This is a genomic window from Lysinibacillus sp. C5.1, assembly GCF_016350185.1.
Classification (GTDB): Bacteria; Bacillota; Bacilli; order Bacillales_A; family Planococcaceae; genus Lysinibacillus; species Lysinibacillus sphaericus.
Genome location: NZ_CP066226.1, coordinates 4,144,849 through 4,170,647 on the forward strand (window position 1 = coordinate 4,144,849; position 25,799 = coordinate 4,170,647).

The 25,799-nt window shown below is 38.2% G+C and carries 21 protein-coding genes and 2 riboswitches; of the genes, 4 read left to right on the forward strand and 17 right to left on the reverse strand.

Annotated elements, in window-relative coordinates:
• Nucleotides 1–34: 34 nt before the first annotated feature.
• Entirely contained in the window at nt 35–1,009 is a 975-nt protein-coding gene (locus I5435_RS20380; RefSeq protein ID WP_024363973.1) for a proline dehydrogenase family protein, read from the forward strand.
• A gap of 311 nt (nt 1,010–1,320) precedes the next feature.
• Here I5435_RS20380 and I5435_RS20385 read toward each other — a convergent pair whose 3' ends face one another.
• The 11 genes from I5435_RS20385 to I5435_RS20435 form a co-directional block, all read right to left on the reverse strand.
• Complete coding sequence (locus I5435_RS20385; protein WP_024363972.1) at nt 1,321–2,037, reverse strand: 3-ketoacyl-ACP reductase; 717 nt, start codon at nt 2,035–2,037, stop codon at nt 1,321–1,323.
• A gap of 85 nt (nt 2,038–2,122) precedes the next feature.
• Nucleotides 2,123–2,728, reverse strand: a complete 606-nt coding sequence (locus I5435_RS20390; protein ID WP_103978022.1) for a response regulator transcription factor — start codon at nt 2,726–2,728, stop codon at nt 2,123–2,125.
• 16 nt (nt 2,729–2,744) lie between these two features.
• The gene (locus I5435_RS20395; protein WP_024363970.1) at nt 2,745–3,890 is read right to left on the reverse strand and encodes a sensor histidine kinase; all 1,146 of its coding nucleotides are present in this window, start codon (nt 3,888–3,890) and stop codon (nt 2,745–2,747) included.
• A gap of 147 nt (nt 3,891–4,037) precedes the next feature.
• On the reverse strand, nt 4,038–5,069 hold the full coding sequence (locus I5435_RS20400) for a Delta(5) desaturase DesA (protein WP_024363969.1): 1,032 nt from the start codon (nt 5,067–5,069) through the stop codon (nt 4,038–4,040).
• A 170-nt stretch (nt 5,070–5,239) separates the two neighbouring features.
• Nucleotides 5,240–5,740, reverse strand: coding sequence for a GNAT family N-acetyltransferase (locus I5435_RS20405; RefSeq protein WP_025220674.1), 501 nt, complete (start codon nt 5,738–5,740; stop codon nt 5,240–5,242).
• 216 nt (nt 5,741–5,956) lie between these two features.
• The gene (gene metH / locus I5435_RS20410; protein WP_025220675.1) at nt 5,957–9,388 is read right to left on the reverse strand and encodes a methionine synthase; all 3,432 of its coding nucleotides are present in this window, start codon (nt 9,386–9,388) and stop codon (nt 5,957–5,959) included.
• A complete protein-coding gene (locus I5435_RS20415; RefSeq protein WP_024363966.1) occupies nt 9,381–11,228 on the reverse strand; it encodes a bifunctional homocysteine S-methyltransferase/methylenetetrahydrofolate reductase in 1,848 nt (615 codons plus the stop codon). The genes metH and I5435_RS20415 overlap by 8 nt, the downstream gene beginning before the upstream one ends.
• An 89-nt stretch (nt 11,229–11,317) precedes the next feature.
• Nucleotides 11,318–11,417: riboswitch (SAM riboswitch) on the reverse strand.
• 119 nt (nt 11,418–11,536) lie between these two features.
• Complete coding sequence (gene hemG / locus I5435_RS20420) at nt 11,537–12,931, reverse strand: protoporphyrinogen oxidase (protein WP_337982883.1); 1,395 nt, start codon at nt 12,929–12,931, stop codon at nt 11,537–11,539.
• Between the two features lie 155 nt (nt 12,932–13,086).
• The gene (locus I5435_RS20425; RefSeq protein ID WP_024363964.1) at nt 13,087–14,376 is read right to left on the reverse strand and encodes a globin-coupled sensor protein; all 1,290 of its coding nucleotides are present in this window, start codon (nt 14,374–14,376) and stop codon (nt 13,087–13,089) included.
• 677 nt (nt 14,377–15,053) lie between these two features.
• Entirely contained in the window at nt 15,054–16,340 is a 1,287-nt protein-coding gene (locus I5435_RS20430) for an SEL1-like repeat protein (protein ID WP_337982884.1), read from the reverse strand.
• A 73-nt stretch (nt 16,341–16,413) separates the two neighbouring features.
• On the reverse strand, nt 16,414–17,427 hold the full coding sequence (locus I5435_RS20435; protein WP_337982885.1) for a YdcF family protein: 1,014 nt from the start codon (nt 17,425–17,427) through the stop codon (nt 16,414–16,416).
• Between the two features lie 185 nt (nt 17,428–17,612).
• Between I5435_RS20435 and I5435_RS20440 the strand changes: the two genes are divergently transcribed.
• Both I5435_RS20440 and I5435_RS20445 read left to right on the forward strand, forming a co-directional pair.
• Nucleotides 17,613–18,089 carry a hypothetical protein gene (locus tag I5435_RS20440; protein ID WP_024363961.1) on the forward strand — a complete coding sequence of 159 codons (477 nt, stop codon included), beginning with the start codon at nt 17,613–17,615 and terminating at the stop codon, nt 18,087–18,089.
• On the forward strand, nt 18,077–18,364 hold the full coding sequence (locus tag I5435_RS20445) for a DUF2653 family protein (RefSeq protein WP_024363960.1): 288 nt from the start codon (nt 18,077–18,079) through the stop codon (nt 18,362–18,364). Before I5435_RS20440 ends, I5435_RS20445 begins: the two co-directional genes overlap by 13 nt.
• A 259-nt stretch (nt 18,365–18,623) precedes the next feature.
• On the opposite strand, the gene I5435_RS20450 is transcribed toward I5435_RS20445, so the two are convergent.
• The 5 genes from I5435_RS20450 to I5435_RS20470 form a co-directional block, all read right to left on the reverse strand.
• Nucleotides 18,624–20,243, reverse strand: a complete 1,620-nt coding sequence (locus I5435_RS20450) for an S-layer homology domain-containing protein (protein ID WP_337982886.1) — start codon at nt 20,241–20,243, stop codon at nt 18,624–18,626.
• Between the two features lie 104 nt (nt 20,244–20,347).
• Nucleotides 20,348–21,469, reverse strand: coding sequence for an endonuclease Q family protein (locus tag I5435_RS20455; protein ID WP_337983884.1), 1,122 nt, complete (start codon nt 21,467–21,469; stop codon nt 20,348–20,350).
• Nucleotides 21,470–21,586: 117 nt separating this feature from the next.
• Entirely contained in the window at nt 21,587–21,757 is a 171-nt protein-coding gene (locus I5435_RS20460; protein ID WP_172583029.1) for a hypothetical protein, read from the reverse strand.
• Between the two features lie 86 nt (nt 21,758–21,843).
• The gene (locus tag I5435_RS20465) at nt 21,844–22,641 is read right to left on the reverse strand and encodes an ABC transporter ATP-binding protein (protein WP_108031265.1); all 798 of its coding nucleotides are present in this window, start codon (nt 22,639–22,641) and stop codon (nt 21,844–21,846) included.
• Nucleotides 22,642–22,646: 5 nt separating this feature from the next.
• The gene (locus I5435_RS20470) at nt 22,647–23,693 is read right to left on the reverse strand and encodes a FecCD family ABC transporter permease (protein ID WP_108031217.1); all 1,047 of its coding nucleotides are present in this window, start codon (nt 23,691–23,693) and stop codon (nt 22,647–22,649) included.
• A 148-nt stretch (nt 23,694–23,841) separates the two neighbouring features.
• A riboswitch (cobalamin riboswitch) is annotated at nt 23,842–24,035 on the reverse strand.
• Between the two features lie 152 nt (nt 24,036–24,187).
• On the opposite strand from I5435_RS20470, the gene I5435_RS20475 reads away from it, so the two are divergent.
• On the forward strand, nt 24,188–24,784 hold the full coding sequence (locus tag I5435_RS20475) for a YdhK family protein (protein ID WP_337982887.1): 597 nt from the start codon (nt 24,188–24,190) through the stop codon (nt 24,782–24,784).
• Nucleotides 24,785–25,102: 318 nt separating this feature from the next.
• Here the strand turns inward: I5435_RS20475 and I5435_RS20480 are convergent, their stop codons facing one another.
• Complete coding sequence (locus tag I5435_RS20480; protein ID WP_024363954.1) at nt 25,103–25,795, reverse strand: response regulator transcription factor; 693 nt, start codon at nt 25,793–25,795, stop codon at nt 25,103–25,105.
• Nucleotides 25,796–25,799 lie beyond the last annotated feature (4 nt).

The window sequence follows — 25,799 nt, forward strand, 5'->3', positions numbered from 1 at the left end:
ACTAGTAAGAAAAATGCAGTGAGGAGAATGACCCATGTTATTACGCGATTTTTTCATCCAATTATCTGAAAACCAACTATTAAATAGTGCTGCTAAAAAATACGGCTTAAAGTTAGGTGCCCAAAGTGTGGTAGCTGGTACTAATATAGAAGAAACAATTGCAAGCATCAAAGATTTAAACGCACATAATATCTCTTGCACGGTTGATAATCTAGGGGAATTTGTTGCGAATGAAGAAGAAGCGACAAAAGCTAAGGAACAAATCCTCGCTGTCATTGAAGCCATTCATGAAAATGGTGTGGATGCGCATATTTCGTTAAAGCCATCTCAATTAGGTTTAGACATTGATGTTGATTTTTGCTATGACAATCTATATGAGATTGTAGAAAAAGCAGCAGCTTATGATATTTTTGTTAACTTTGATATGGAAAATTACGGTCGTCTACAAACATCATTTGATATGGTGGAAGAGCTATCAAAAACATTTAACAATGTTGGAACGGTTATCCAATCATACTTTTATCGTGCAAAAGACGATATTGAAAAATTTAAAAACTACCGCTTACGTATCGTAAAGGGTGCATATAAAGAGCCTGCTGATGTAGCCTTCCAAGATAAGTTAGATATCGATTTAAACTTTATCGAATTAATTGAATATCATTTATTACATGGCAAATTTACATCGATTGCAACACATGACCATAACGTGATTGCACATGTTAAACGCTTTGTTGCAGACAATAATATTCCACTCGAAAAATTTGAATTCCAAATGCTGTACGGCTTCCGCACAGATATGCAAAAAGAGCTTGCGAAAGAAGGCTATAACTTCTGTGTCTATGTACCATTCGGCGAAGATTGGTACGGTTACTTTATGCGTCGTTTAGCGGAACGTCCGCAAAACCTTAACCTTGTTACGAAACAAGTATTTACGAAAAAAACGAATACCGTTCTTGCAGTAGCAGCTGGTGCATTCGTACTTGGACGTTTAACAAAGCGTAAAAAGTAATAAAAAATCTTGTAGAAAAACTTGTAGCGCTAACTATTGCCGTTGATTTCCGCTACGGGCGGACGCTTTCCGCGGGTACACCGTAAGCCGCAACCCTTGCTATCGCGCAGGTTGCCCGCGTCTTACGTTTTGTGCTGTCCCGCAGGAGTCGCCCGCCCTCCGCTCCAATCAACTAATAAATGCATTTAACAATCAAATAACATTTCCTAACTATAAAAATAACAAAGAGGCATCAAGAGTGAAATCTTGATGCCTTTAATCTTGTCACCATTTTTGGTAACTGTTATTTTTATTTGTTGGGCAACTAGTTTTTAAGGATTTGTTGACCAAAGACCTGCATGTTTTAGCACAACACGTGGATGTAATTTTAATTGAGCGACCATTAAGTCTGCTAAATCTTCCGCTTGCATAACCTTTTCTGGGTTACCATCAGTTAATTGTAATTCCACTGCCATATCCGTTGCAACCGTGCTTGGCGTTAATGTCACAACACGAATGTTATGTTTGCGAACTTCTAACATCAGCGATTCACTCATACCAATAACAGCCGCTTTCGAAGCACTATACGCACTCGTAATAGGAGCACCCTTTTGACCAGCGGTAGATGAAATATTAATAATATCTCCGGAAGAACGCTCAATCATTTCAGGTAGGACGGCACGTGTTGTGTAATATACACCTTTGACATTTACATCTACAATATTCGTCCAATCTTCAGGTGAAAGCTCTAAAAACTTACCGAATTTTGAAATACCCGCATTATTTACTAAAATATCGATTGGCCCTAACTCAGCACGAATGCTTTCTACTGCTGTTGTGATTGATTGCAAATTAGCTACATCCGCTGTAGCTAATGCCACCTTGACATCATACGCCTTTAATAAGTCAGCAACCTGTTGTAAATTTTCTAATGTGCGTCCCACAAGCCCAACATTAATGCCCTCTTTCGCAAAGGCGATGGCTGTTGCACGGCCAATACCACGACCCGCACCAGTTATTAAAGCTGTTTTACCAGTAATCGTTTGCATATATCTTGCTCCCTTATAAGTAGTGATAGAAAAATCTCTGTTGTTTAGCATACCTATTCATCCTTGAAAAGTACATTCAGAAGACTTATTTATTCCATCCTTTTTCCTTAAAGCGTGCAATCGCTTCAATCCGATTGCCCACATGAAGCTTCTCTAAAATGGTGGAAATATAGTTACGTACTGTTCCTGCCGATAAAAATAACTCAGCCGCAATTTCCTTCGTCGTTTTACCTTCTGCCACAAGTGTCAACACTTGACTTTCGCGCTCAGTTAATGGATTCTCACTATCATCCTCATAGACAAAGTCAACCAGCTCGGGTGCGTAAATGCGTTTGCCATCGACAATTGTTCGAATGGCACTAACCAATTCTTCGATAGGACTGTCCTTTAGTAAGTAACCTCGTACACCTGCTTTTCTTGCTCGTTCAAAGTAGCCAGGTCTTGCAAAGGTTGTTAATATAATAACTTTACAGTCAGAACCATGTAATTCTTCAGCCGCATCAAGCCCAGTTTTCACCGGCATTTCAATATCCATAATACAAATATCCGGCTGGTGCTCTGCTACAAGCGCCAATGCTTCCTCACCATTTTTGGCTAAACCGACAACTTCCATATCTTCCTCCATACTAAGTAAGGAACGAAGTGCGCCTAACAGCATCCCCTGATCTTCAGCGATTACAATTCGTATCATGTCATAACCCTCTTTTCTATAGGTTCTTCAGATTTTCTGCAACCTTTTGATGTGTAATGGTCACTGGAATCGATACCGTTAAAGTAGTGCCATTTTCACTTTCTATTTTAAATGTGCCATTAATAAACTCTAATCGTTCGCGCATCCCTTTTAAGCCGTTACCTGTTTTCAATGCCTGTTTTTTCGTAATGCCTTGTCCATTATCACGAACAATCAAATGTACTTCTTTAAAGTTTTGGTGGAAGGCTATTTCACATTTGGTTGCGCCGCTATGTTTCACAATATTTGTTACGGCTTCCTTCAAACACATAGACAACACATTCTCTACAAGTGGTGGGACACGTAAGGAGTCCACATCCCCCTCAAAAACAAATTCCATTTCTGCCGCTTTTAAAATTTGAGATATACGCATAAGCTCATCTTCAAATTTATTTGTCCGCATATCCGATACTAATTCTCGAACCTCTTTTAAAGCAATACTAGCTGTTTGACGAATATCTTTTATCTCGATTAATGCTTGCTGAGGATCCCGTGCAATAAGTCTAGATGCTAAATCGCTTTTTAAGCCAATCATGGATAATTTTTGACCGAGCGTATCATGTAAATCTCTTGCTATACGTTGCCGTTCCTCAAAAACAATTAATTCGGCAATACGTTCATTTGCAGTTTCTAATTGCCCTTCTAAATTTTCACGCTTGTTTTTCGAATAAATTGTTAACGGTAGAAGCACCACTGCCAAAATCGTTAAAACAACAAATGGAAGCTGTGATAAAAATAAATGTAGCTCAACAAAGAAACCAAATCCTGTAGATATCACAGTAAAACCAATATGGAGGCCATACATTATGTAAAAGCCAACCGGTCTACGGATATTTCCAATGAAAAAGGCTGTAAAAATTGATAAATACACATAGCCGAACAAAATAGTCAACGTAATATTAATGACCATCTCAAAGCTAATCCACATATAAACAAGCCCGTTTTTAGCGTTCACAGAAAATCGGTAAAAAATAAAATAGAGCATTAAAAAAGTAATGCCTATTGATATTTCAATATACGATGATTTTCTAAATATAAAGAAAAACGGGAGAAAACAAAAAATAATCCATAAATAAACGCTGAGCATAGGACTATTCGGAATGATACTATGCCGTTTCCTCATCATAATCTCACGCTCTTTCCTACTTTTCCCTATATTATATCAAGAAAAGCATATTTGCGCCCGTCCATTGCCATACAGTGGCTTGCCTACGAGCCTATCCTTACTATGTAAAACAGCCACCTCCTAAGAAGAGATGGCTGTTTACGACTAAGCAGCGATACTGCCTTTCGTTTTTCGTTTTATGATTTCATTGACTTCTTTAAAAGAGACAAATTTGCCAAGTTCTTCATCGTATAATTTATAGCGTAACGATTCTAAGCTTGTACGTAACGTAATTGTAGTAGCCGTGTGTAATGGTGGCGTTTCTTTATGCGCTTTTTCAAGATTATAGTTTGGTACACGCGGAGCTAAATGGTGTACATGGTGGAAGCCGATATTACCTGTTATCCATTGTAATAATTTCGGTAATTTGTAGTATGAACTACCTTCTACCGCTGCTTTCACATAATCCCAATCAGTGTCATGCTCGAAATAAGAATCTTCGTACGTATGTTGGATATAGAATAACCAAATTCCTAATGCACCTGCGATAAATAAAGTAACACCCTGCACTAATAAAAATGCTTGCCAACCCATAGTGTAAATGAGCCCTGCACAAATGCCGGCAATAATAATATTTGTTAAATGCGTATTCATACGCTCTTTTTGCTTCGCATCTTTTCGGTTAAAACGATTTAAAACTAATACCATATATAAAGGACCTAAGCCGAACATTACAAGTGGATTACGATAAAAACGATACCATAATCGTTGACCTTTAGAAGATTGTAAATATTCTTCTACTGTCATCATATCAATATCACCAATACCGCGCTTATCTAAGTTCGAGCTTGTTGCATGGTGAATTGTATGCTCACGTTTCCATTTTTCATAAGGGAACGATGTTAATACCCCAGTTAATAAGCCAACCCAGTCGTTTGCCTTTTTGCTTTTGAAAAATGAACCGTGGGTACAATCATGGAAAATAATAAATGTTCTTACGACAAAACCAGCAGCAATAACACTTAAACCTGCAGTTAACCATGGCGAAATATCAACCAACATATAACCAGCAATCCATAGGACGATCAACGGCGCTATTGTGTTAACCATTTGAAAAACACTTTTACCTGTGTCTGATTTCGCAAATGGTGCTACATCTTGGCGCAACTTTTTCGTTTTTTCTTTATCTGTTGCCATTCCTTTTTTCCCTCGTTTCCTTTTGCTTATGATATCATCATAAAACAAGAGTATAGCGAGCAACAGACGCAAACATCATAAAAAGCATATGACATTTGTCATACTCAAAAGCCATCGCTTTAAAATTCCGCTCTCCGCTAAGGTTATTTCAACACGTTAGCGCTGCCTTTTTACTTTTTAGGTCCCGTTAAATGTAGTTGATAAAATACTAAATCCAACCATTCTCCAAATTTGTATCCCGCATTTTTTATTGTTCCTGCATATTCAAAGCCTAGCTTCTCGTGCGCCTTAATACTGCCAATATTTTCGCCATCGATACCGGCAACTAAAGTCTTCACACCCTGTTTCTCTGCGATATCAATCAATTGATGCATTAACTTACTGGCAATGCCTTTCTGATAATGGTCCTTGTGTACGTATACCGAATGCTCCATCGTATGCTTATAACCTGGATAAGGGCGGAACTGACTGTAATTTGCAAAACCCGCCACTACTCCATCTTCCTCAAAAACTAACAACGGGTTACCCGCTGCTTGGTGCTCAAGAAACCATTGCTTTTTCTCATCTAACGATTGTATTTCATACCTATATACAGCTTTACTTGTTAAAATAACATCGTTATAAATAGCTAAAACCTCAGGTAAATCTTTTTCTTCCATAAATCGAATCATCCAGTTCACGTCCTCACCTAAAAAGAAATAGAACCCCACCGATAACAGCAGGGTATGTATTGCACAATAGTTCATTCGACAAGCCACAAAGGAAACACAGATTGTGAACAGGTTTGGATAACATCCGTTCACAATCAGTAATATCCGTCGCTCACATGTACTTTAATCGTTGACCGTTAAAGTGTTCTTCATAAAGATAAAGCATTTTTAGCAAAATTACACGTTAAAATATCTCGCATCTGGATGCGCGAAAACTATTGCTGATACGGAAGCTTCTGGCTCCATCATAAAGCCTTCTGTCAAATGAACCCCTATATCTTCTGGCTTGAGCAAACCAAATAATTTTTCTTGGTCCTCCAAGTTTGGGCATGCAGGATAGCCAAATGAGAAACGTTGCCCTTGATATTTCGCAGCAAAACGGTCTCGCATCGTGAAATCTGTATTGTCTGGGAAGCCCCATTGATCACGAATTTCTTGGTGCATACGTTCCGCAAAGCCCTCAGCAAGCTCAAGAGCAGTTGATTGAAGGGCATGACTTTCAAGGAACTTCCCTTCTTCTTTTAATTGACGAGCTGTCGCCATTACACCTTGACCAGCTGTGACAACCATCAATGCAATATAGTCCATTTCTCCACTTTCTACTGTTTTCAAGAAATCTGCTAAACACATAAATGGCTCCACCTGTTGGCGAGGGAATGTAAAGCGTTCAATTTCCGTTTTACTATCGGCAGGATCATAAACGATGACATCATCTCCATCAGCTTGTGCTGGGAAGAATTGATACAAGCCTGAAGGTTTCAATATATCACTTTGTAAATAATCATCCACCAATGCTTTTAATTCTGTTGCTCGCGTATCCCCTGCATCTAGTAATTGTTGAACTTGTCCTTTTAGCCCTAAGTGATGCCCTAGTAATGTTCGCATATTTACATATGGATATAGATGCGACACCGAGTACTCCTTTTTCACATGACGGCGAACATCCGCTGGCAGGAACACCGGTGCATCTTTCACAGTACGTACAGGCTTCACTGTAATTTCTTTAGCAGGTCGTGCTGCACGTTTTTCATCTGCTTCTAATCGTTTTTGGCGGGACTCTGCTATTTCAGCTAAAAAGTTTTCTCGCGTCTCACTACCCATTAACAGATTCACTTGCTCTAGCCCTTGCATCGCATCTTTTGAGTAAATGACAGGTCCTTCATATTCATTAGCAATTTTCGTTTCAGTAAAGCGTCGAGACAACGCCGCCCCTCCTACTAGTATCGGCACATCAATACCAGCAGCCTTAAAGTCTTGCGCAGTGATCACCATCTGCTGAGCAGATTTAACGAGTAAGCCAGATAGTCCGATGAAATCAGGCTTCTCTTTACGAATCGCTTCAATTAACTGAGCTGGCGTTACTTTAATACCTAAATCAACGACTTTGTAGCCATTATTACTTAAAATAATATCTACTAGGTTTTTACCGATATCATGCACATCACCTTTTACAGTAGCGAGCACCATTTTACCTTTACCAGAACTGTCCTCATTTTTTTCCATAAATTGCTCAAGATGTGCTACAGCAGCCTTCATAACACCCGCTGATTGTAATACTTCTGCTACGATAAGCTGATTATCGTTGAATAAACGGCCAACCTCAGCCATCCCTTCCATCAGCGGCCCATTAATAATATCAAGCGGCGCCTCAAAAATTTCACGAGCGGCATCTAAGTCTTCAATAAGCCCCTCTTTTGTTCCTTCTAAAATATAGTAAGCTAAGCGCCCTTCCACCGTTTTCGGAATATCCGCTTCTGTTTTCTCTTTCTTTTTATCACGATAAAAATCAGTGAAAACCGCTAATGTTTCATCATTTGTATTAAACAATAAATCATTTGCTAGCTTAATTTCCGCTTCAGGAATCGATGCATAACGCTCTAATTTCTCTGTATTTACAATCGCGTAATCCAAGCCCGCCTGTGTACAGTGATATAAATAAACAGCGTTCAGAACTTCACGGCCAACTGGTGGTAAGCCGAAAGAAATATTACTGACACCGAGTACCGTTAACGTACGTGGCATTTTTTCTTTGATAAGACGAATGCCCTCAATTGTTTCAAGTGCTGATCCAATATATTGTTCATCTCCAGTACCTACCGGGAACATTAACGGGTCAAAAATAATATCTTCAGGAGCCAAGCCCCATTTCTCCGTTAATAATTGATAAGAACGCTCAGCAATTTCTAATTTACGATGACGATCTACTGCCATCCCCTGCTCATCAATCGTACCGACAACTAAAGAAGCACCATATTTTTTCACTAATGGCATTACGGCGTCAAAACGTTCCTCTCCATCCTCTAGGTTAATAGAGTTAATGATGGCTTTCCCTTGAGAAAATTTCAATGCTTCCTCAATTACTTTTTCATCTGTGGAGTCGATAACCAGTGGAACCTTAACTTTTTTCACAACTTCCTGCATAAATCCACGCATATCCGCCAATTCATCTCGGTCAGGGTTCGCTAAACAAATATCAATAACATGTGCACCATTTTTCACTTGCGCACGTGCAATTTCTGCCGCTTCCTCATATTTACCATCAATAATTAAATTTTTAAATTTTCGAGAGCCAATAACATTTGTTCGTTCCCCAATAAATAATGGACGCATTGAATCATCGTACACTAAAGGTTCAATACCCGATACGACATGACCATGTGTAGCTTCAGGTAATTGACGTGGCTTTGCATCCTTCAGTACTTCTCTAATTGCTGCAATATGGGCTGGTGTTGTCCCACAACAACCACCGACAATATTCAGCCAGCCTTTTTCCGCAAAACCTTTTAATTTTTGTGATAGGGATTCGGGTGATTCATGATAGCAACCTTCCTCATCCGGTAAACCTGCATTCGGATAACAGCTAATATAGCCAGTAGAAAGCTCTGCTAGTGAACGAATATGGTCGGTCATAAATTCTGGACCAGTTGCACAGTTTAAACCGACTGAAAGCGGCTTAATATGTTCGATTGATATGTAAAAAGCATCAATTGTTTGCCCTGCTAATGTTGTACCCATCGGTTCAATCGTGCCGGATATCATCACCGGTAATTCTTTGCCCGTCTCTTTAAACGCACGTGACACCCCTAGTGTCCCCGCTTTTACATTGAGCATATCTTGACTCGTTTCAAGTAGCAGTACATCTGAACCTGCTTCAATTAGAGCCTTTGCCTGTACATAAAAGTTTTCTTCTAGTTCATCAAAGGTAATACCGCCAGTGACTGATAACGTTTTCGTCGTTGGGCCCATCGCTCCGGCAACGAAACGTGGCCATTCTGAAGTAGAAAATTCATCCACTACTTTGCGTGCAATTTCCACAGCACGTTTATTAATCTCTTCCGCCTTAGCCCCAAGATTATATTCATTTAATACGAGAGGTGTACCGCCAAACGTATTTGTGCAAATGATATCCGCACCAGCTTCTAAATATTTTCGATGAACCTTTTCAAGCACATCGGGTCTAGTTAATACAAGATTCTCGTTACATCCATCAAGCTCCTCACCACCAAAATCTTCTGCTGATAAGTTTTCATTTTGAAGCATTGTACCCATTGCGCCATCCAGAATTAAAATTCGTTTCTCTAGTTGCTCTTCAATCAAGTGCTTAGCCATCTATACTTACTCCTTTTTTCTGTTCATCCAATTGTCCGATAAATTTCATTAATTCAAGCGTCATATCATAACGTAAAAACGGTGTAATTAAATAAATACCATTAAAATATTCTGCCGCTACTTCTACTAACTCTTTGGCAATTGCAATCCCTTCTAATGTTGAACGTTCTTTATCTTCACCACACGCCTTCATACGTGATAGTGCATCGTCTGATAATTTAATCCCTGGTACTTCATGATGTAAAAACTCGGCGCTCTTATAGCTCGTTACTGGCATAATACCAATATAGATTGGGGCGTCTAAATGCTTTGTTGCTTCATAAATTTCCACAATTTTTTCTTTTGTATAAACAGGTTGAGAAATAAAATAATCCGCACCATGTTCAATCTTTTTCTCTAAGCGTGCTACTGCACGATCTAATACACGAACATTGGGGTTAAATGCTGCCGCAACAGAAAAGTTTGCTTTCTTACGAAGTGGCTTACCGGAAAATGATATCCCCTCATTCAACTGTTTAATTAATTGAATAAGCTCCATGGATGAAACATCATAAACACTTGTGGCACCTGGGAAGTCTCCTACCTTTGTTGGATCTCCAGTAACCGCTAAAATATCATGAATGCCAAGTGCATTTAAGCCCATTAAATGGGATTGTAGACCAATTAAGTTACGGTCACGGCACGTAATATGCGTCAACGGTCGTACACCATGTGTCTCCTTTAATAACGCACCCATAGCGACATTACTAATGCGGGGAGACGCAAGCGAATTATCAGCCATCATCACGACATCTGCACCTGCTTCATATAATTTTTTTGCCCCTTGAATAAAACCGTCAATTTCTAGATGTCTTGGAGTGTCTAACTCTACGATAACCGAACGTTCGCGCTTCACCTTTTCATGTAGCGGTTCATATGTCGCAGGTTCCGCTTCCCGCACAATCTCTACTTTTTCAGGTTTCGTATACTTTGCTTCAACCGGCGTTAACTCTTCTAAATATTTCTTCGCAGCTGCTATATGCTTAGGTGTCGTACCACAACATCCACCGATTAAACGAACACCTTGGTCACGCAATGCAACTGCCGCTCGGCCAAAATAATCAGCTTCTGACTCATAAACGACACGCCCATCCTCTAAATCTAGTAGTGACGCATTTGGATATGCTGACATAAATGCTTTATCAGGAAGCTCCACACCTTCAAATGCTTGAATTGTATGATGGGGACCTAAACGACAATTGACGCCTACTACATCTGCACCAAGAGCTTGTAACTCATGTAATGCTTGATTTAACGTCATTCCATTTTGCAACACACCCGGCTCATGCATGGATACTTGTGCAATAATTGGTAGCTCTGTTTTGCTGCGTAACATTTTTAACGTTGCACTTAACTCTTCAAAATCATAATACGTTTCAAGTAAAAGACCATCAGGATTGCCTGCAAGTAACACATTTGCTTGTTCTTCAACAGTCAATAATATTTCCTCTAATGTAGCATCACTTTTACGAATGCCACGGATGCCACCAATTGTCCCTAAAACAAATTGCCCGCCATCAGCTGCCGCTCGTTTTGCAATCGTGATTGCCGCTTCATTAAATTGTTGCACTCGTGATTCTAAGCCGTAACGTGCTAATTTAATCGCATTTGCACCGTAAGTATTGGTCTGAATGACATCTGCACCAGCGGCTATATATTCTCTATGAATTTTTTCAATTAACTCCGGTCTTTGTACATTCATTTCCTCATGACAGTACTCTAAGCCGTAACCATATAATACTGTACCAATGGCTCCATCCGCAGTAAGCACATGTGTTTTTAACTTTTCTAGCAATCCCATAAATCGTAGCCCTCTCTTTCCTTGTATCCAAAATATAAAAAGCCTTCTTTTACAAAAAGAAGGCTTTAACGAATCGCAATTGTTGTTCCTTCTCATCTTCGACCAATAAGGTCTTCTGGATTTAGCACCTGACATAAGTTGGTTGCTGAAGCTTCATAGGGCCAGTCCCTCGGCTTCTCTTGATAAGAATATAGTATGAATTTTTCAAATAATTAAAAGAATCATATCGTTTACAGGCGATAGAGTCAAGACTATTTCACTTAACAAAGAAGATTTCTCACGAAAAAAATATTATTTTAGCTTTAACTTCACCGTGATACTAGTTTTTCCGCAAGCGCTTCGCCTATTTTTTTACCATTTTGAATACAAGCACCAATACCTACGCCGAAATATGAGCAACCTGCTATCGATAAGTTGGGATACCGTTCTGCAAGCTCCGCTGTTAAGCCTTTCAACGCCTCATGATGTGCCAAATCGTATTTTGGCATTTGATCGATCCACTTGGCTACATTTACAACCATTGGTTTTTCATCAATGCCTAAACTTTTCTTTACATCTTCTAATGCTACAGCTGTCAATTCTTCATCTGTCATCATACGTAATGTTTCATACGCAGGGTTAATGCTCTTATAAAAGAGGCGCACGAGCAATTTGCTATTAGCAGATGTATGTTTCCATTTTCGGCTTGTCCATGTTGCGGCATTGCATTGTACATTCGAGTTATGTGACACAATAAAGCCTGTCCCATCTGCCGGTAACACTGCGTCCGGTACATCAAAGCCCAAGTAAATGGTGATGGCAGAGGCTGTAGTAAATTCTTTAAAATAGCGATCCAAAGATGGGTCCTGTAATAAGCTTTGTACGGCTTCATTTGGCAGTGCTAATACTATGTGCTCAGCCTCAAACATGCTTCCATCTGCTAATGTAATTGTATAATGTTCTTCCTGTTTTTTTACATTGGTTGTCGCTACGCCTTTAATAATTTCTACATTTGTTAACGTTTCTTCAAGACGATGGATAAGTGATGATAAGCCCTGTTTAAACGAAATAAACTTTTTGTTGGAAGCTTTTACAAATTGTTCGCGATTTGCCTCAAAACCTTTAATAATACTACCGTACTCATTTTTATAGTCGATTATGTACGGTAAGGTAGATGCTATCGACAGTTGATGGAGGTCACCCGAATATACCCCAGCTAATACTGGTGCAATTTGATTTTGTACAAGTTCTTCCCCTAAGTAATATGTTAAAAACTCACCGATTGAGCTGTCCTTAGTAAAGCCTTTATTCGGCATTGTTAAATCTTGTAATGCCTGTTGTTTACCTGCTTCTGATACTAGTGTACTCGCTTCAAGAGACGCTAAACTCATTGGAATACCGAATGTTGAATCAGCAGGGATCGCATGTAATTCGTCATTTGTATAGATATAAGATACCCCTGTTTCGTTGTACACTAGCTCCCGTTCGAAATTAAGCTCCTGCACCAGCTCCATGACCCCTTTATGACGAGCCACAATCGAGTCAGCACCCGTTTCCATAATGAATCCTTGCTCATAAGCGGAATGTAACTTACCACCTAAGTAGGGATTTTTCTCAACAAGCACTAGTTTGACATCTATGTTTTTTTGCAATACTTGGCGTTGTAAATAATGCATCGTACATAAACCAGTAATGCCGCCACCTAATACAACTATTGTTTTCATAAAGTATCGCCCCTAATTCGTTATTTCTCTCCTTATTAGTATAAACTTTTTTCACAAACAATAACGTTCAACCCATTACAAATTTAGCAACACTATAAAGTGTCAGGCACTCAAACAATTCGAAATTGTTTGAGTGCCTGACACCGAAAGTTCACCTAGTTTAAGTTTTGTGCGACATTTGCTAATTTGTCAGCTGAATTTGTTACTTCATTAAATGCTAGCCCAAGCTCATGAAGGACCTGAGCTACGGCCTGAACCTCTTTTTCCATAAGGTCATTTTGACACTTAGCTTCTGTCATTGCATCTAAAATTTTATTAAACTGTCCTTCAGTTTGAGCCATGTTCTCCTCACCTGAAGCAACCTCTGCCTGAATATTACTAAGCGAATATGCCAGTTTAGACGTTCGCTCTGTCGTTTTTTCTAATAATTTTGCAACGGATGTAACAGATTCTTTCGTCTGACTAGACAATTTACGTACTTCCTCTGCCACAACACTAAAGCCTTTCCCCGCCTCTCCAGCGCGGGCTGCTTCAATAGCTGCATTTAAAGCAAGCAGATTTGTTTGGTTGGCAATGTTCGTTACAACATTCATAATCGCTTCCATTTCTTTCGACATATCCGTTAATTGTTTAATATTATCCGTAATATCATCCACTGACTGAATAATATTACACATATTTTGAGATTGATGTTGTAAGCATTCGCGACCTTCTATTGCTTGACTTTCTGCTAACGTACTCACCTGAAGCGATTTTTTTGCCAATTGCTTAATTTCATGTGATTGATTATTTAATAGATGGAAGGAGGCATTTGTTTCTTGTGAAATGGTCGCTAATCCTTCTGACGATTCCACAATTTTTTTCTCAACTGCTTCTTTCTCACGTTCAACGTTTTCCTTCAGTTGCTCAATTGTACTTTCGAACGCTTCTAATACAAGTTGCTGCTCGAAATTAGAAATTTTAGAAATTGCTCGTATTGTATTCAATTGGTCTTTCGGATGCACTACATGTTCTTCAACTAAATCAATAAATGACATGGTTAAATCTTGGAAAGCACAAATATACCATTGTGTTCTCAGTCCGATATGTACATGCACTTTTGCGATATTTACTCGTCTTTTATAAAATTCCTCATCAATTGTACCGTTAAACATTTCAATAATATGACGACGCAATGTGACCTTCAATTTATCCACAGAACTATGTTTATTAATAATATCTACTAAACTATGCTCAGTTCCAATCATTTCATAAAACCGGTCAACGATGTGATTTATGTTGTCCTCAACAAATGGTTTAAAAGCTTTTAAATATTGTAAATCTTCTTTTGTCAAATTTAGCATTTCAATTTGCTTAACCAGTGTTCGAGAGTTCGGAACATCCATTGTCACCGAGTATTGCTGTAAATCTAACGTCATTGCCTTTTTCTGTTTTTGAAAAATCACACTTTTCCCTCTTTCATTACGTGTTCTTTTGAAAAGCTGAGCAAAAATCCCATTTCCGTTTACCCAAATATATTGACAAATCTATGAAAAGATACCACAACCATTAATAAATTTACAAGAAAATAATATAACAAAATAACATCATAATAAGCAGTAATTCATTATTTTTCATTATTAAAATCACTCATATACATTATACATTTTTAATATAATTGTCAATTTATTATATCCTATATTTTACCATTAAGTAGCATACAGTTTAAAAGTAAACTAAATGGTTTTCAACTGTTAAATTGCAATAAAACGCTATCATAATTTTTTTCAGTAGCTATTTCTACAGTATTTATTAGAATTTACGTATTCCCTCTGCAACACTACATGTAATATTAAGTATCTGTAATTTCAATATCTCCCCTTCGGCCATTTATTAAGAGTCCTTTATCCTGTTTTTTTATTTAAAAATGAATATAATTAACCATTGTAAATTTTGTTAATAAATAGCATAAAATAACCATTCTATTAACAGTCTACTCCTGTAAAAACGAATTCTCTCTCATATCATTTTTCTATGTATAGATGTATGATCACTATTTGCTCATCCACCACAATAAAAAACCGCAACGCCTAGTTCACAGCTAACCGTTACGGGTAAATTTCAATATCATAAAATTTCAAATTTAAAGTTCTTCTAATTCTTCTAGTAAAACGGTTGCTTCTTCTATACCTGCTTCTGCCGCAAGCCCATACCATTTTTTCGCTTCTTTAATATTACGTGGTATTCCCTCACCTTTGTTATAAATATGACCAAGCTGCAATTTTGCTTCAGGGTCTCCTTGGAGTGAGGCTTGCTTGAACCAATGAATACCTTTTTCAATATTACGAATCCCCGTTAAACCCTTGCTCCAAATAAAGCCCAAATCATAAAATGCATCTACATGATATTGTTCAGCCGCTCTTTCAAACCAATATAAACCACGATTTATATCCCGCGCTTGCCCTAAGTGACCTTCTAAATAAATCCCACCTAGTCTGTATTGCGCTTCAACATAGCCTGCCTCAGCCGAATTTTTATAAAAGGCAAATGCTTTCTCTTCATCTATTGCAACACCTAACCCTTGTTCATGCATAAGACCTAATGTAAACATTGCCTCTGCCACCCCTTGTGCGGCAGCAATCTCGAACCAATGTTTAGCAAGTGACATATTTTCTGGTACACTCTCACCATTCAAATACATATCCGCTAAATTATTTGCCGCATCTGCATGCCCTTGTTGCGCTGCAGCTTCGTATAACTTAAAAGCACGATCATAACTCTCTTCTACACCAATTCCTTCAAAATAATAGTTACCAAGAGCATATTGGGCATTCGCATTATCTTGTTTTGCCGCTAATTCAAACCACTTAATCGACTTTTTCGGTTGGAAAAATGTATCCTCATTTGCACTATAATATTCTCCAAGTTCAAATTGGGCATCTGCATCTTGTTCTTCAATCGCAGCTTTGTATAAATCGATGATTTCTTCATGGTCTAAATCTTCTTCTTCAAAAACAGCAACTGTTTCGTCCTGATGTGTAAAATACCATTCCAGGATATCGAGGACATCATCAACAACCTCCGTTGTATACGCTAACTTCTCTAAGGAAGTAATTTGCCATATTAAAATATATATCGGGAGTGGGATTGCCTCACGCAATACATCATCATATTCCGCTAACAGCGTTAGTACATTGTCTTGCACTGTTTGTGTTTGCTCAGGATGTACTATTTGTAAGTGTCGCTGTTGTTTTTTTCTTAGCAATCCCTGAATAACTTGATAGAGCATCTTTTGCAAGGTTGTCAGTTGTACTTCATCCAATATGAGTAAAGTGAGGTTTTGTGCAAACCATGTATTCTGTATATTTGTTGATTGTTGTAAGGACTCCGTTCGCTCCTTATTTTGCTTTGCTAAAAATTGCCCGTACATTTCATTTCCCCCCTTGCACACTATGTAAAAAAACTGCCTTGCTATTATTATATGGAAGGCAGTTCAAGAATGGTTACACATATGCTCTTAACATTAGTCCTACAAATAACGTAATGACGAAAAAGAGCGTTATATGTCCCCATTTATACATTTCTAACAAACCGATAAATTCACGAGTAAAAGCGTTAGGTATATAATATAAAGCTGTTTTAGAGCCTACACCTTGTGCATCAAGCTTTGCCCTTCTTGCATAAATACTCGCTCGAAATACATGAAAATTATTCGTAACAAAAAGTGAACGGTACTCTTTCCCTTGCGCGTGCGCATCCATGATTGCTTTAGAGAACGCCATATTTTGCTCTGTATTTGTCGACCGATCTTCCATCAATATTTTCCGATTCGGTATTTGATGTTTATCTATCATATATGTTTCCATCGCAAACGCTTCTGAAACTTGTTCATCGCGCCCTTGCCCACCCGAGACGATAATAAAAGGTCGCTCTCCATATTTTTTATATTGCTTGACTGCCTCATCTAAACGGCTTGCTAATAGAGGAGGAACTTTATCACCAATAAGGCCAGATCCCAGCACAAGAATATAATCAGGTTCATATGTTATCGGTGCAAAATGATAAATGATAGCGTAGACCATCACACTTGTATATAAAAATACTGTATAAGCAAAAATCAAAAACGCATAAAAGAAAAGAATATGCCAAAGAGGATTTTCAATATTCGTAAAGAATACGAAAACATAGCCAATCATCATTGCAAAGAAAGCCAAGCCAAACACAGCTAGTAATACATTTTGAAATCTTCGCCCTTCTTTTTCAAGCAGGATTTTACTATTGAAAAACATCGCAATGGATAGTATTAACATGATACCTGGTATAATACCGAACAACGTCATGATACCCATTTTGGACACAATACCTTGTTCGTTAATAAATAAATCATAACGTGTTGTCATACCTACAAATACATTCAACCCTATTAAGCCTAAAACGACAGCGTTAATAAAGCGTCTTTTTTCTGTAATATACAGCATTAAAAATATTGAAATTAATAATGTCATTGTTGGAAGCACTGCATTTACTCCTTTCCTTCCTTTCTATTCCCATTCAGCAGTATGCTGACACTACTTGTTCATATATTGCAAATTTCCTAAATTACAGGTAGTGAATATTTTATTTTTCACTATAGTTCATGTAAAATTACTATTAAGAACTATTTTATGATAAAACAAAAAATTATTTTGGAGGAATGTAAGTAATGAAAAAAATTCTTGCTGCTCTTTTTGCAGCGACACTAATGTTTGCATCAGTTGGCGCAACACTATTAATATCAGACACACCAACTGCAGAAGCGAAATCATATAAGTCAGGTAAAAAAGGCTTCTCAAACAACAACAATAGCTCAAATATCCAAAAATCTCAGGATAATTCTAAAGACCAAAATAATGCTACAACAAATAAAAATAATACTACGTCTACAAACAAAACAGATTCAACTACTGCAAAAAAAGGTGGCTTTTTCTCTGGCGGCCTTATGAAGGGCTTAATGCTAGGTGGTTTAGCAGGTTTACTATTCGGTAGTCTATTTAGTAGTTTAGGTATGCTTGGTAATATTTTAGGTTTATTAATTAATATCGCTGCTATTGCTGTAATTGTGATGCTTGTCGTGAAAATTATCAATATGTTTAAAGACAAAAAGCGTAAAGAACAGGAAGCTACACAATGGCACAAATAATTAACGAGCAAGATATTATCAATGCAATTTGTCTTTCACAGGCTTACCATCTAAATGTTCGCCCTGAAGACGTACTTGTTGAGCTAACGTACGAAGATGAGACAGGCTTCGGCGCGGAAGTCGAAACAAACGGTCAAATCGAAGTATTGAATACCGCTGCTATGATTGGCGCATTACGTGTATGGATTAAAGACGTCCTACACGGCGATCCTTTCTCAACTGGTATTGAGCTAATTTTAGATGATGAAGAAGGCATTATTGCCAAACTATCATAGTTTAAAATCCATTAGGTCTGTTGAGTTTGTCCAGATTATTCAAGCATTAGTCTGTGACATCTACTGAAAGACCACTCATAGTTCAGCGTTGATTTAACACTCATCCCTGACTTATTGAAGTAGAGTACCTCTACTCACTATTAAAACAAATAGCCGTTCAATAAATCTTCTTAGTGGATTTATTGAACGGCTTTTTAATAGTTAGCTTAACCGTAATGACCTCTGACTAATTCGCTTTCAAGAAGTTCCTAAAGAAGGTTTATTTCAAACGTTCACTAAAGTTCACTAATATTTTAGCAGCATGGCTTCTCTTTGTTGGGGCTTCAGGAGAAAATCTTCCTTCACTTCCTGCAACAATACCAAGCTCATACAGCATTGTGATGGCATTTTTCGTTTCATCATTGTAGCTAGTTATATCGGTAAACGGTGTTTGATTTTTCACAACATATGTTTGGTTAAACTGTTTTTCATAAGCACGATTTATCATTAATGCTAATTGCGCGCGCGTAATAGGCTGGCTTGGATTAAACTTGCCATCCGCCCCCTTCACAAGACCATGTGCATAAGCAGCAGCAATTTCTGACTGTGTTTCTGCATCGTAGCTCGCTATATCTGTGAAAGGCGCTTTGCTAGTTGTTGTTAAACCTAAGCTTCTAACAAGCATCGCTGCTGCCTGTGCGCGTGTAATATTTTGTTCAGGTCTAAAAGTACCATCAGCATAGCCCTTCATCATGCCTCTTGCAGCCGCTTTTTGAATGAACTCCTTTGCCCAATGATTTTCTATATCTAAAAATTGCACTTTACTGCCTGTTGTAAAAGTTGCAGTTGGACTTTGCACACTTTCATTCCCTGCCGCATCTATCGCTTTTATGGCAACAGTATAAGTAGTATTATCTACTAAACTATCGAGCGTTATAGCTGTTTGATTGGCATCGACTGTAGAGTAGAGTGTATTATTCAAATACACATGATAGTTCGTAACCCCTTCATTATCAGTTGCCGCTAGCCATTTTACATTTGCCTCTGTACTACTATTAACATTGACTTGGATTGCTGAAGAAGCATCCCATAGTGAACTTGCTTTAATAGCTGGTAAAAATGCCTGCTTTGCTACTGCTAAATAACCTGCTTCACTTAAATGAATGTTTTCTGGATTTGGCAAAAAGTTAGGTACATCTTTCGCCACTACGTCATATGTTGGCACAAATATTGCACCTGCTTTCTCAGCAGTTGTTTTAATAGAAGCATTCATGATACCTAAAAGCATTTTAAACTGTGTTTGCAAGTCTTCGCTGTAATAAGGGAAAGAATTATAATAGCCCATCACGTAAATTTGTACCTGTGGATTTAACTTCTTTATTTCCTTGAGTATTGCCGCTATATTATTTATAGCTTCTTGAGATGCCTTTATAATGGCGGCTGTATCAATACCAGTTGTTGACGATTGTTTTAGAATTGGCAATAAATCATTAGCACCAGCAGTTAACGTAATCAGCTCTGCCTCTTGAATTGAAGCTCTAAGCTTTGCACGATCATTTGTATAACCAAACCCCGTCACTGGCTTTTCTACATCATCTTGTAAGTCTTTTAACACATTTTTAGTTGTATACCCCGAATAGGCAAACCCTTTATTATAGGATGTAAGTAAACCTTCTTGTTGTAATGCCTGTGCTACAAAATCTGTATAGCCTAAGCCAATGGCTCCGACTTCATTCATACCATGTGCTAATGAATCGCCTAGCGCTATGTAATCAGCCTGTACAACCCAGCTTGGCGCTATATGATCTTCTTTCTTTTCCGCACTTGCACCTACAGGTATTGTTAATTGTAAAGCTAGCATGCTAGCAGCTAAAAAACGAAATTTTTTTGAAAATTGCATATACCCACTCCTCCTGCTCATCTACTAATTACTAGTTTACTAGATTAAGGATAAAAGTGGGTGCATTATATTGTAAATACTTTGGCTAGCATTCTTTTCCTGCTCTATTTATGCTGTACCTTTCCATAGACACCTCCACCACCAACCTCAATATGTAATTGTCCCGTTCTCGCTAAATCAATCATCGTAGCTATTTTCTGTGGCACAATTTCCTCGAGTTGCTCGGTCGTGATACGGTGTAAAATCGTCATTTCAGTCCCAAATGCATGTAATAATCTTTCCATCATTTTCGGACCTAAACCTGGTATAAAATCAAGTGGTACTTGATGGATGTAAGGTGGTCTTTCACGTTCATCAACATACGGCTCTGATAGTTCCTTAATACGTGTCGCAACACCTTTAATAATTTTCGAGCTTGCACAAGATGTACAAAGCGTATCGTCTGCACTTAGCTGTTTACCACAATTAGCACAAACAGTTTGATAATATTTGCCGAGCAATGGATTTAACCCATAATTCGCCACTACTGCCCGACCATCCTGTTCATGAAGCGCCATCTTTAATTCGCTAAAATTAGCCGCCATTAATTTTAGTTTTTGATATTCACGAGCCATTTTCCCAAGCGAATGTGCATCAGAGTTTGTAACAAATGTATAGGCTTGAAGTTCTTTTATGTTTTTGACCATATTGGTATCAGAACTTAAACCAAGCTCTATAGCATCTATAAGCTGTGGATTGAATACTTCTGTTAAGCTTATATGAACACCTTTTCCAAATAAACTTTTAAATGGCGTAAAAACATGTGCTGGAATAAAAAGCCCCCCTAATTCCCGCACTTTTTGTTGTACAGTTTGGCCTTCACAATAAATACGCTGTGAACTTAAATGGATGTTTTTCATATACTGGCTCATCCAATTCGAAAAATTCTCCATCACTTGAATAGTAGGGAAATAAGCTAGCACATGAATTGGTCCATGGCAGGAGCTATCATATATTTCGATTTCAGAACCTGGAATAAGCGTTGTTTCTTGAAATCGGAGTCCACCTTGCGATAACTCCTTTAGTTTGCCTTGTTGTATCATTATATTCATTTCAGCAATGACTTCTGGTGAATGACAATCAATAATTCCGATAATATCAAGCCCTTTTTTGGCACTAGCCATCTCTAAAATCCGTGCTAATGTTAACGTTTTACTCCCAGTAATTTTCACTGCGCGCCCACTCATTGTTCGTCCAATATGAATATGTAAATCTGCATAATAGTCATGAAACAATGTACACATCTCCTTTTGTTTTATTATAAAATGAAAAAACCTTACATTGCTGCAAGGTATTTTCAAGCATTAGGATGGATGGTTTTGATGAGCGCCTTTATCAGTCTCGTACGAACCTGAACCTTGGTTTGGCATTGCTGCTGAATCATATGCAACCAATGTAACGCCAATTTTCTTTTCGAGTTCATTAATTTTTTCAAGCTGTGTGTGATCTAATTGTGCAAATTTTACTTCTTCCATATTCATCACGCATCCTTTCAAAAATAACGTTCCCCGAATATCTCACAACTATACAAAGGGCAATTGGATAATTTCTTTAAGCGGTGTTATGTGGAAATTGTTCGAAAATTGTTTGAGTGACTGGCACTTAAATAGGTTAAATATGGTTTGCCTGTTAGTGGATGTGTTTGAATGTCGGCGCATACTCCAAAAACATCATCCAGCAGCTTAGGTGTTAACACTTCTTCTGGCGTACCATATTGAACGATACGACCTTGTTGTAAAACATAAATGTAGTCGCAGTACATCGCGGCCATATTTAAATCATGTAAGGCGGCGACAACCGTCAAATGCAGTGTTTGAATTAAATCCATTAGTTGTAATTGATGGTGGATATCTAAATGATTTGTCGGCTCATCTAAAATAAGTATCTGTGCTTGCTGTGCAAGTGCACGCGCAACCATCACTCTCTTTTTTTCCCCTCCAGAAAGGGAACTAAAACTACGTGTTTCTAAATGGGCAATACCTGTTTGAGACAAGGCTTCTTTTACAATATTAAAGTCTTCCTTATTGTCCATCTCAAAAAGTTTTTTATGTGGCGTTCTTCCCATACTCACTAAATCTTTTACTTGAAAGTCGAACAACACAGGCGTTTCTTGACTGACAACTGCTAATTTCTTTGCGATGACTTTACTTGATTGCTTAAATATATCTTGCTCATTTAATAACACTGTACCGCTTTCTGGCTTTAATAAACGATACATATTTTTTAATAGTGTAGACTTTCCGCTACCATTAGGGCCAATCAACCCAACAAACTGCTTTGCTTTTATTTGAATGCTTACTTTCTCTAATATGCACTGATCATGAATGGAGAATGATACTTCCTTTGCTTCTAATGTCATCACCTTTAATCCCCTTCACCAAATGAATAATTGTTTCGACGTAGTAGCCAAATGAAAAATGGTCCCCCACAAAAAGCAGTAATAATACCAATCGGCATTTCTTCTGGGGCTATTAATACACGCGCTAACGCATCAGCCCAAACTAGAAAAATTCCCCCTAACAATGCACTTATGGGGATAACATGTTGATAATTAGAGCCAACTAACAAGCGTACGATATGCGGAATAATTAAACCAACAAACCCGATGGACCCACTTACTGCAACGAGCACACCTGTCAGTAAAGATACGAGTACTATTAGCTGTATGCGAAACTGTTGAAGATTTACCCCTAACGTGACGGCCGCTTCTTCCCCAAGTAGTAATAAATTCAGATTTCGATAGTATAGCCACAACAACCCAAATACGATAAAAAAGACAATGACTGGAATAAATAAATTACTCCATTTTGCTCCTGCGAGACTGCCTAACATCCAATACATAACGGCTTTAATCCCGCCCTCTTCCTTAGACATCATTAACATAAAATTCGAAGTGGCAGATAAGATAAAGGACACCGCCATCCCCGCTAGTAAAAGGCGAAAAATCGAAATACGTCCTCCTACACGCGACAACAAAAATACTAAGACAATTGCCATAAAAGAGCCTAAAAAAGCAGAGACTGAAAGGGCGTAGATACCTAAAAATGAAAACGCCCCTAAAATAATGACAGCCGTTGCGCCCACTGTTGCTCCCGAAGAAATACCTAAAATATACGGATCGGCTATCGAATTACGGACTAGTGCTTGAACAGCAGCACCAGCAACCGCTAAGCCTGCACCAACAACAGCCGCCAGAATCACGCGAGGAACACGGATTTGCCATATAATAATCTCTTGCGAACGACTCCAATCCTCCTCTATAACATGAGGGAATAATGGCACTTTCGAAAGAATTACCTTCCATACATGTAACGGCGTAACTGACACAGACCCAATCATAATGGCCACTGTCATAGACGCAATGAGCACTAGAAAAAGGGTCAAAGAAAATAACATAAATTTTTTATTCATTTGGTTATGAACTCCTTATCAATCATGATAAAGACGAAGCAATAAAAAAGGGCATTCTACGCATACATGCATAGAAATACCCTTAGCTAAACAAATTAGGAGAAATATCCATCAATTGTCCGTAATTGCTTGCATCCTCGTGGGCATTACAGGTATGAACTAACTGGCAGGTCTCCTGGCTTCGATTCATCGTATCTACGATTGCCTTCCCATTTAAAAACAGTGGCTACACTATCATAGAACTCCTCGTTACAGTTGCGGGACAGCGTCGGATTTACACCGACTTCCCTTTTAAGTGATGCTCGTGTTTACAAGCGTCACACCATTAGTATCTGAAATTTTAAAATTATGACGATTCTATCATACATCATTATCGTAGTCTATTATTTCCTTCATTTAGGAATCTATCTTTCCTCATTTCAAACTAAATCCATCATTTCTGCACATTTACTTGCTACATTAAAGACACATCCAAATCGAAGGAGGAAATTCATATGGTATTAAATAAAAATCGGCTCCTAATGTTAGTAGCAGCAATTGCTTTACTAATACTTTCAGCTTGTGCTGATAATACAGCGAAGTCAGAATCTGCTCAAAGCGACAAAACAGACCACGGCGAAGAGATGGAGCATGGGGATGAAATGGATCATTCCATGATGAATCATTCAAGCTCTGGTGAAGTTCCAGCCACTTTAAAAACAGCCGAAAATCCAAAGTTCCCTGTCGGCAGTAAGGCTATTCTTACAGATGGCCATATGTCAGGAATGACAGGAGCCGAAGCGACAATTGTCGGCGCTTACGATACGACAGCATACATTATTTCATTTGAGCCTACTACTGGTGGTAAGACAATTGAAAATCATAAATGGGTGATTCATGAGGAATTAATCGACCCAGGTGAAGCACCTTTATCACCAGGATCAGAAGTAAAAACTGATGCTACCCATATGACAGGCATGGAAAATGCGACTGTACGCATTGATGATGCCGTACAAACGACTGTCTATATGGTCGATTTTGCTTTAACAACTACTGGTGAAGAAATGAAAAATCATAAATGGGTGACTGATAGCGAGCTAGCGACAAAATAATGAGGTTGGGACAAAAGAGAAAAGGTGTTAGATTGATGGCAGTCAATCTAACACCTTTTTTTGCTACGCCGTTGTTGTCCGCTACGGCGGTGCTTTCCGCTCAGCACAGTAAGCCGCAACCCTCGCTAACGCGCGGTCTGTTACGTCTTACATTGTATGCTGTTCTGAGCAGGAGTCACCGCTTCCGCTACCAACAACTAGTGAACACTTCTAATTTTTTATTTATTGCAAAAGCAAGAAAAGATAAGTTCTCCATATAGCAAAAATTTATGAACACCTTTTCTCTGTTCCTTAAATTTTTTTAGTTATGTCCCAGCCTCATTCTAAAACCTTTTTGTCACCGCTTTTATGCCATTTATAGCCGATTCCCCACACTGTCTGTAAATAATCATCCACTGGAAAGCCACTTTTTCGAAGCTTATCCCGTAAATTGCGGACATGTGAATCAATCGTTCGGTCTTCAATTGCTACATTATATCCCCATACAGTGTTGATTAAATGCTCTCTAGAGAAAACTTTATTTTGATAATCAAGAAATAACGCTAACATCAAAAATTCTTTTGGCGTTAAAGAAATCATCTCTTGGTGAAAAGATAACTCAAAAGATTCTTTATTTAAGCGTAGCCCTTCGAAATTAATAACGATTTCTTCAGCCTTTGTTCTTCTTAAAACAGCCTGTATACGCGCTAACAATTCTTCCTCATCGAAAGGCTTTAAAATATAGTCGTCAGCTCCAAGATTTAGCCCTTTTATAATATCAGCCTGTTCCCCTTTTGCCGTAAGCATAATAACTGGTACGTCCCAAAACTTCCTTATTTCCTGACATACTTGCCAGCCATCCATATCAGGCATCATAATATCTAACAGCACTAAATCTATATGATGTTCTTCTAAATATTCTAAAGCATCTCTTACAGACGACCTAGCAATACAATGAAAAGAAGGTTCAAGATAAAGGGTAAGTAACTCTAACATCCTTGGTTCATCGTCAATTAATAATAATGTTTTCATTTGT

Bases quoted from the DNA above. Each gene is read 5' to 3' on its own strand.
- I5435_RS20380 (WP_024363973.1), top strand. From the start codon at position 35: ATGTTATTACGCGATTTTTTCATCCAATTATCTGAAAACCAACTATTA.
- I5435_RS20385 (WP_024363972.1), bottom strand. From the start codon at position 2,037: ATGCAAACGATTACTGGTAAAACAGCTTTAATAACTGGTGCGGGTCGT.
- I5435_RS20390 (WP_103978022.1), bottom strand. From the start codon at position 2,728: ATGATACGAATTGTAATCGCTGAAGATCAGGGGATGCTGTTAGGCGCA.
- I5435_RS20395 (WP_024363970.1), bottom strand. From the start codon at position 3,890: ATGAGGAAACGGCATAGTATCATTCCGAATAGTCCTATGCTCAGCGTT.
- I5435_RS20400 (WP_024363969.1), bottom strand. From the start codon at position 5,069: ATGGCAACAGATAAAGAAAAAACGAAAAAGTTGCGCCAAGATGTAGCA.
- I5435_RS20405 (WP_025220674.1), bottom strand. From the start codon at position 5,740: ATGATTCGATTTATGGAAGAAAAAGATTTACCTGAGGTTTTAGCTATT.
- metH (WP_025220675.1), bottom strand. From the start codon at position 9,388: ATGGCTAAGCACTTGATTGAAGAGCAACTAGAGAAACGAATTTTAATT.
- I5435_RS20415 (WP_024363966.1), bottom strand. From the start codon at position 11,228: ATGGGATTGCTAGAAAAGTTAAAAACACATGTGCTTACTGCGGATGGA.
- hemG (WP_337982883.1), bottom strand. From the start codon at position 12,931: ATGAAAACAATAGTTGTATTAGGTGGCGGCATTACTGGTTTATGTACG.
- I5435_RS20430 (WP_337982884.1), bottom strand. From the start codon at position 16,340: ATGTACGGGCAATTTTTAGCAAAGCAAAATAAGGAGCGAACGGAGTCC.
- I5435_RS20440 (WP_024363961.1), top strand. From the start codon at position 17,613: ATGAAAAAAATTCTTGCTGCTCTTTTTGCAGCGACACTAATGTTTGCA.
- I5435_RS20445 (WP_024363960.1), top strand. From the start codon at position 18,077: ATGGCACAAATAATTAACGAGCAAGATATTATCAATGCAATTTGTCTT.
- I5435_RS20450 (WP_337982886.1), bottom strand. From the start codon at position 20,243: ATGCAATTTTCAAAAAAATTTCGTTTTTTAGCTGCTAGCATGCTAGCT.
- I5435_RS20455 (WP_337983884.1), bottom strand. From the start codon at position 21,469: ATGAGTGGGCGCGCAGTGAAAATTACTGGGAGTAAAACGTTAACATTA.
- I5435_RS20460 (WP_172583029.1), bottom strand. From the start codon at position 21,757: ATGGAAGAAGTAAAATTTGCACAATTAGATCACACACAGCTTGAAAAA.
- I5435_RS20465 (WP_108031265.1), bottom strand. From the start codon at position 22,641: ATGACATTAGAAGCAAAGGAAGTATCATTCTCCATTCATGATCAGTGC.
- I5435_RS20470 (WP_108031217.1), bottom strand. From the start codon at position 23,693: ATGAATAAAAAATTTATGTTATTTTCTTTGACCCTTTTTCTAGTGCTC.
- I5435_RS20475 (WP_337982887.1), top strand. From the start codon at position 24,188: ATGGTATTAAATAAAAATCGGCTCCTAATGTTAGTAGCAGCAATTGCT.
- I5435_RS20480 (WP_024363954.1), bottom strand. From the start codon at position 25,795: ATGAAAACATTATTATTAATTGACGATGAACCAAGGATGTTAGAGTTA.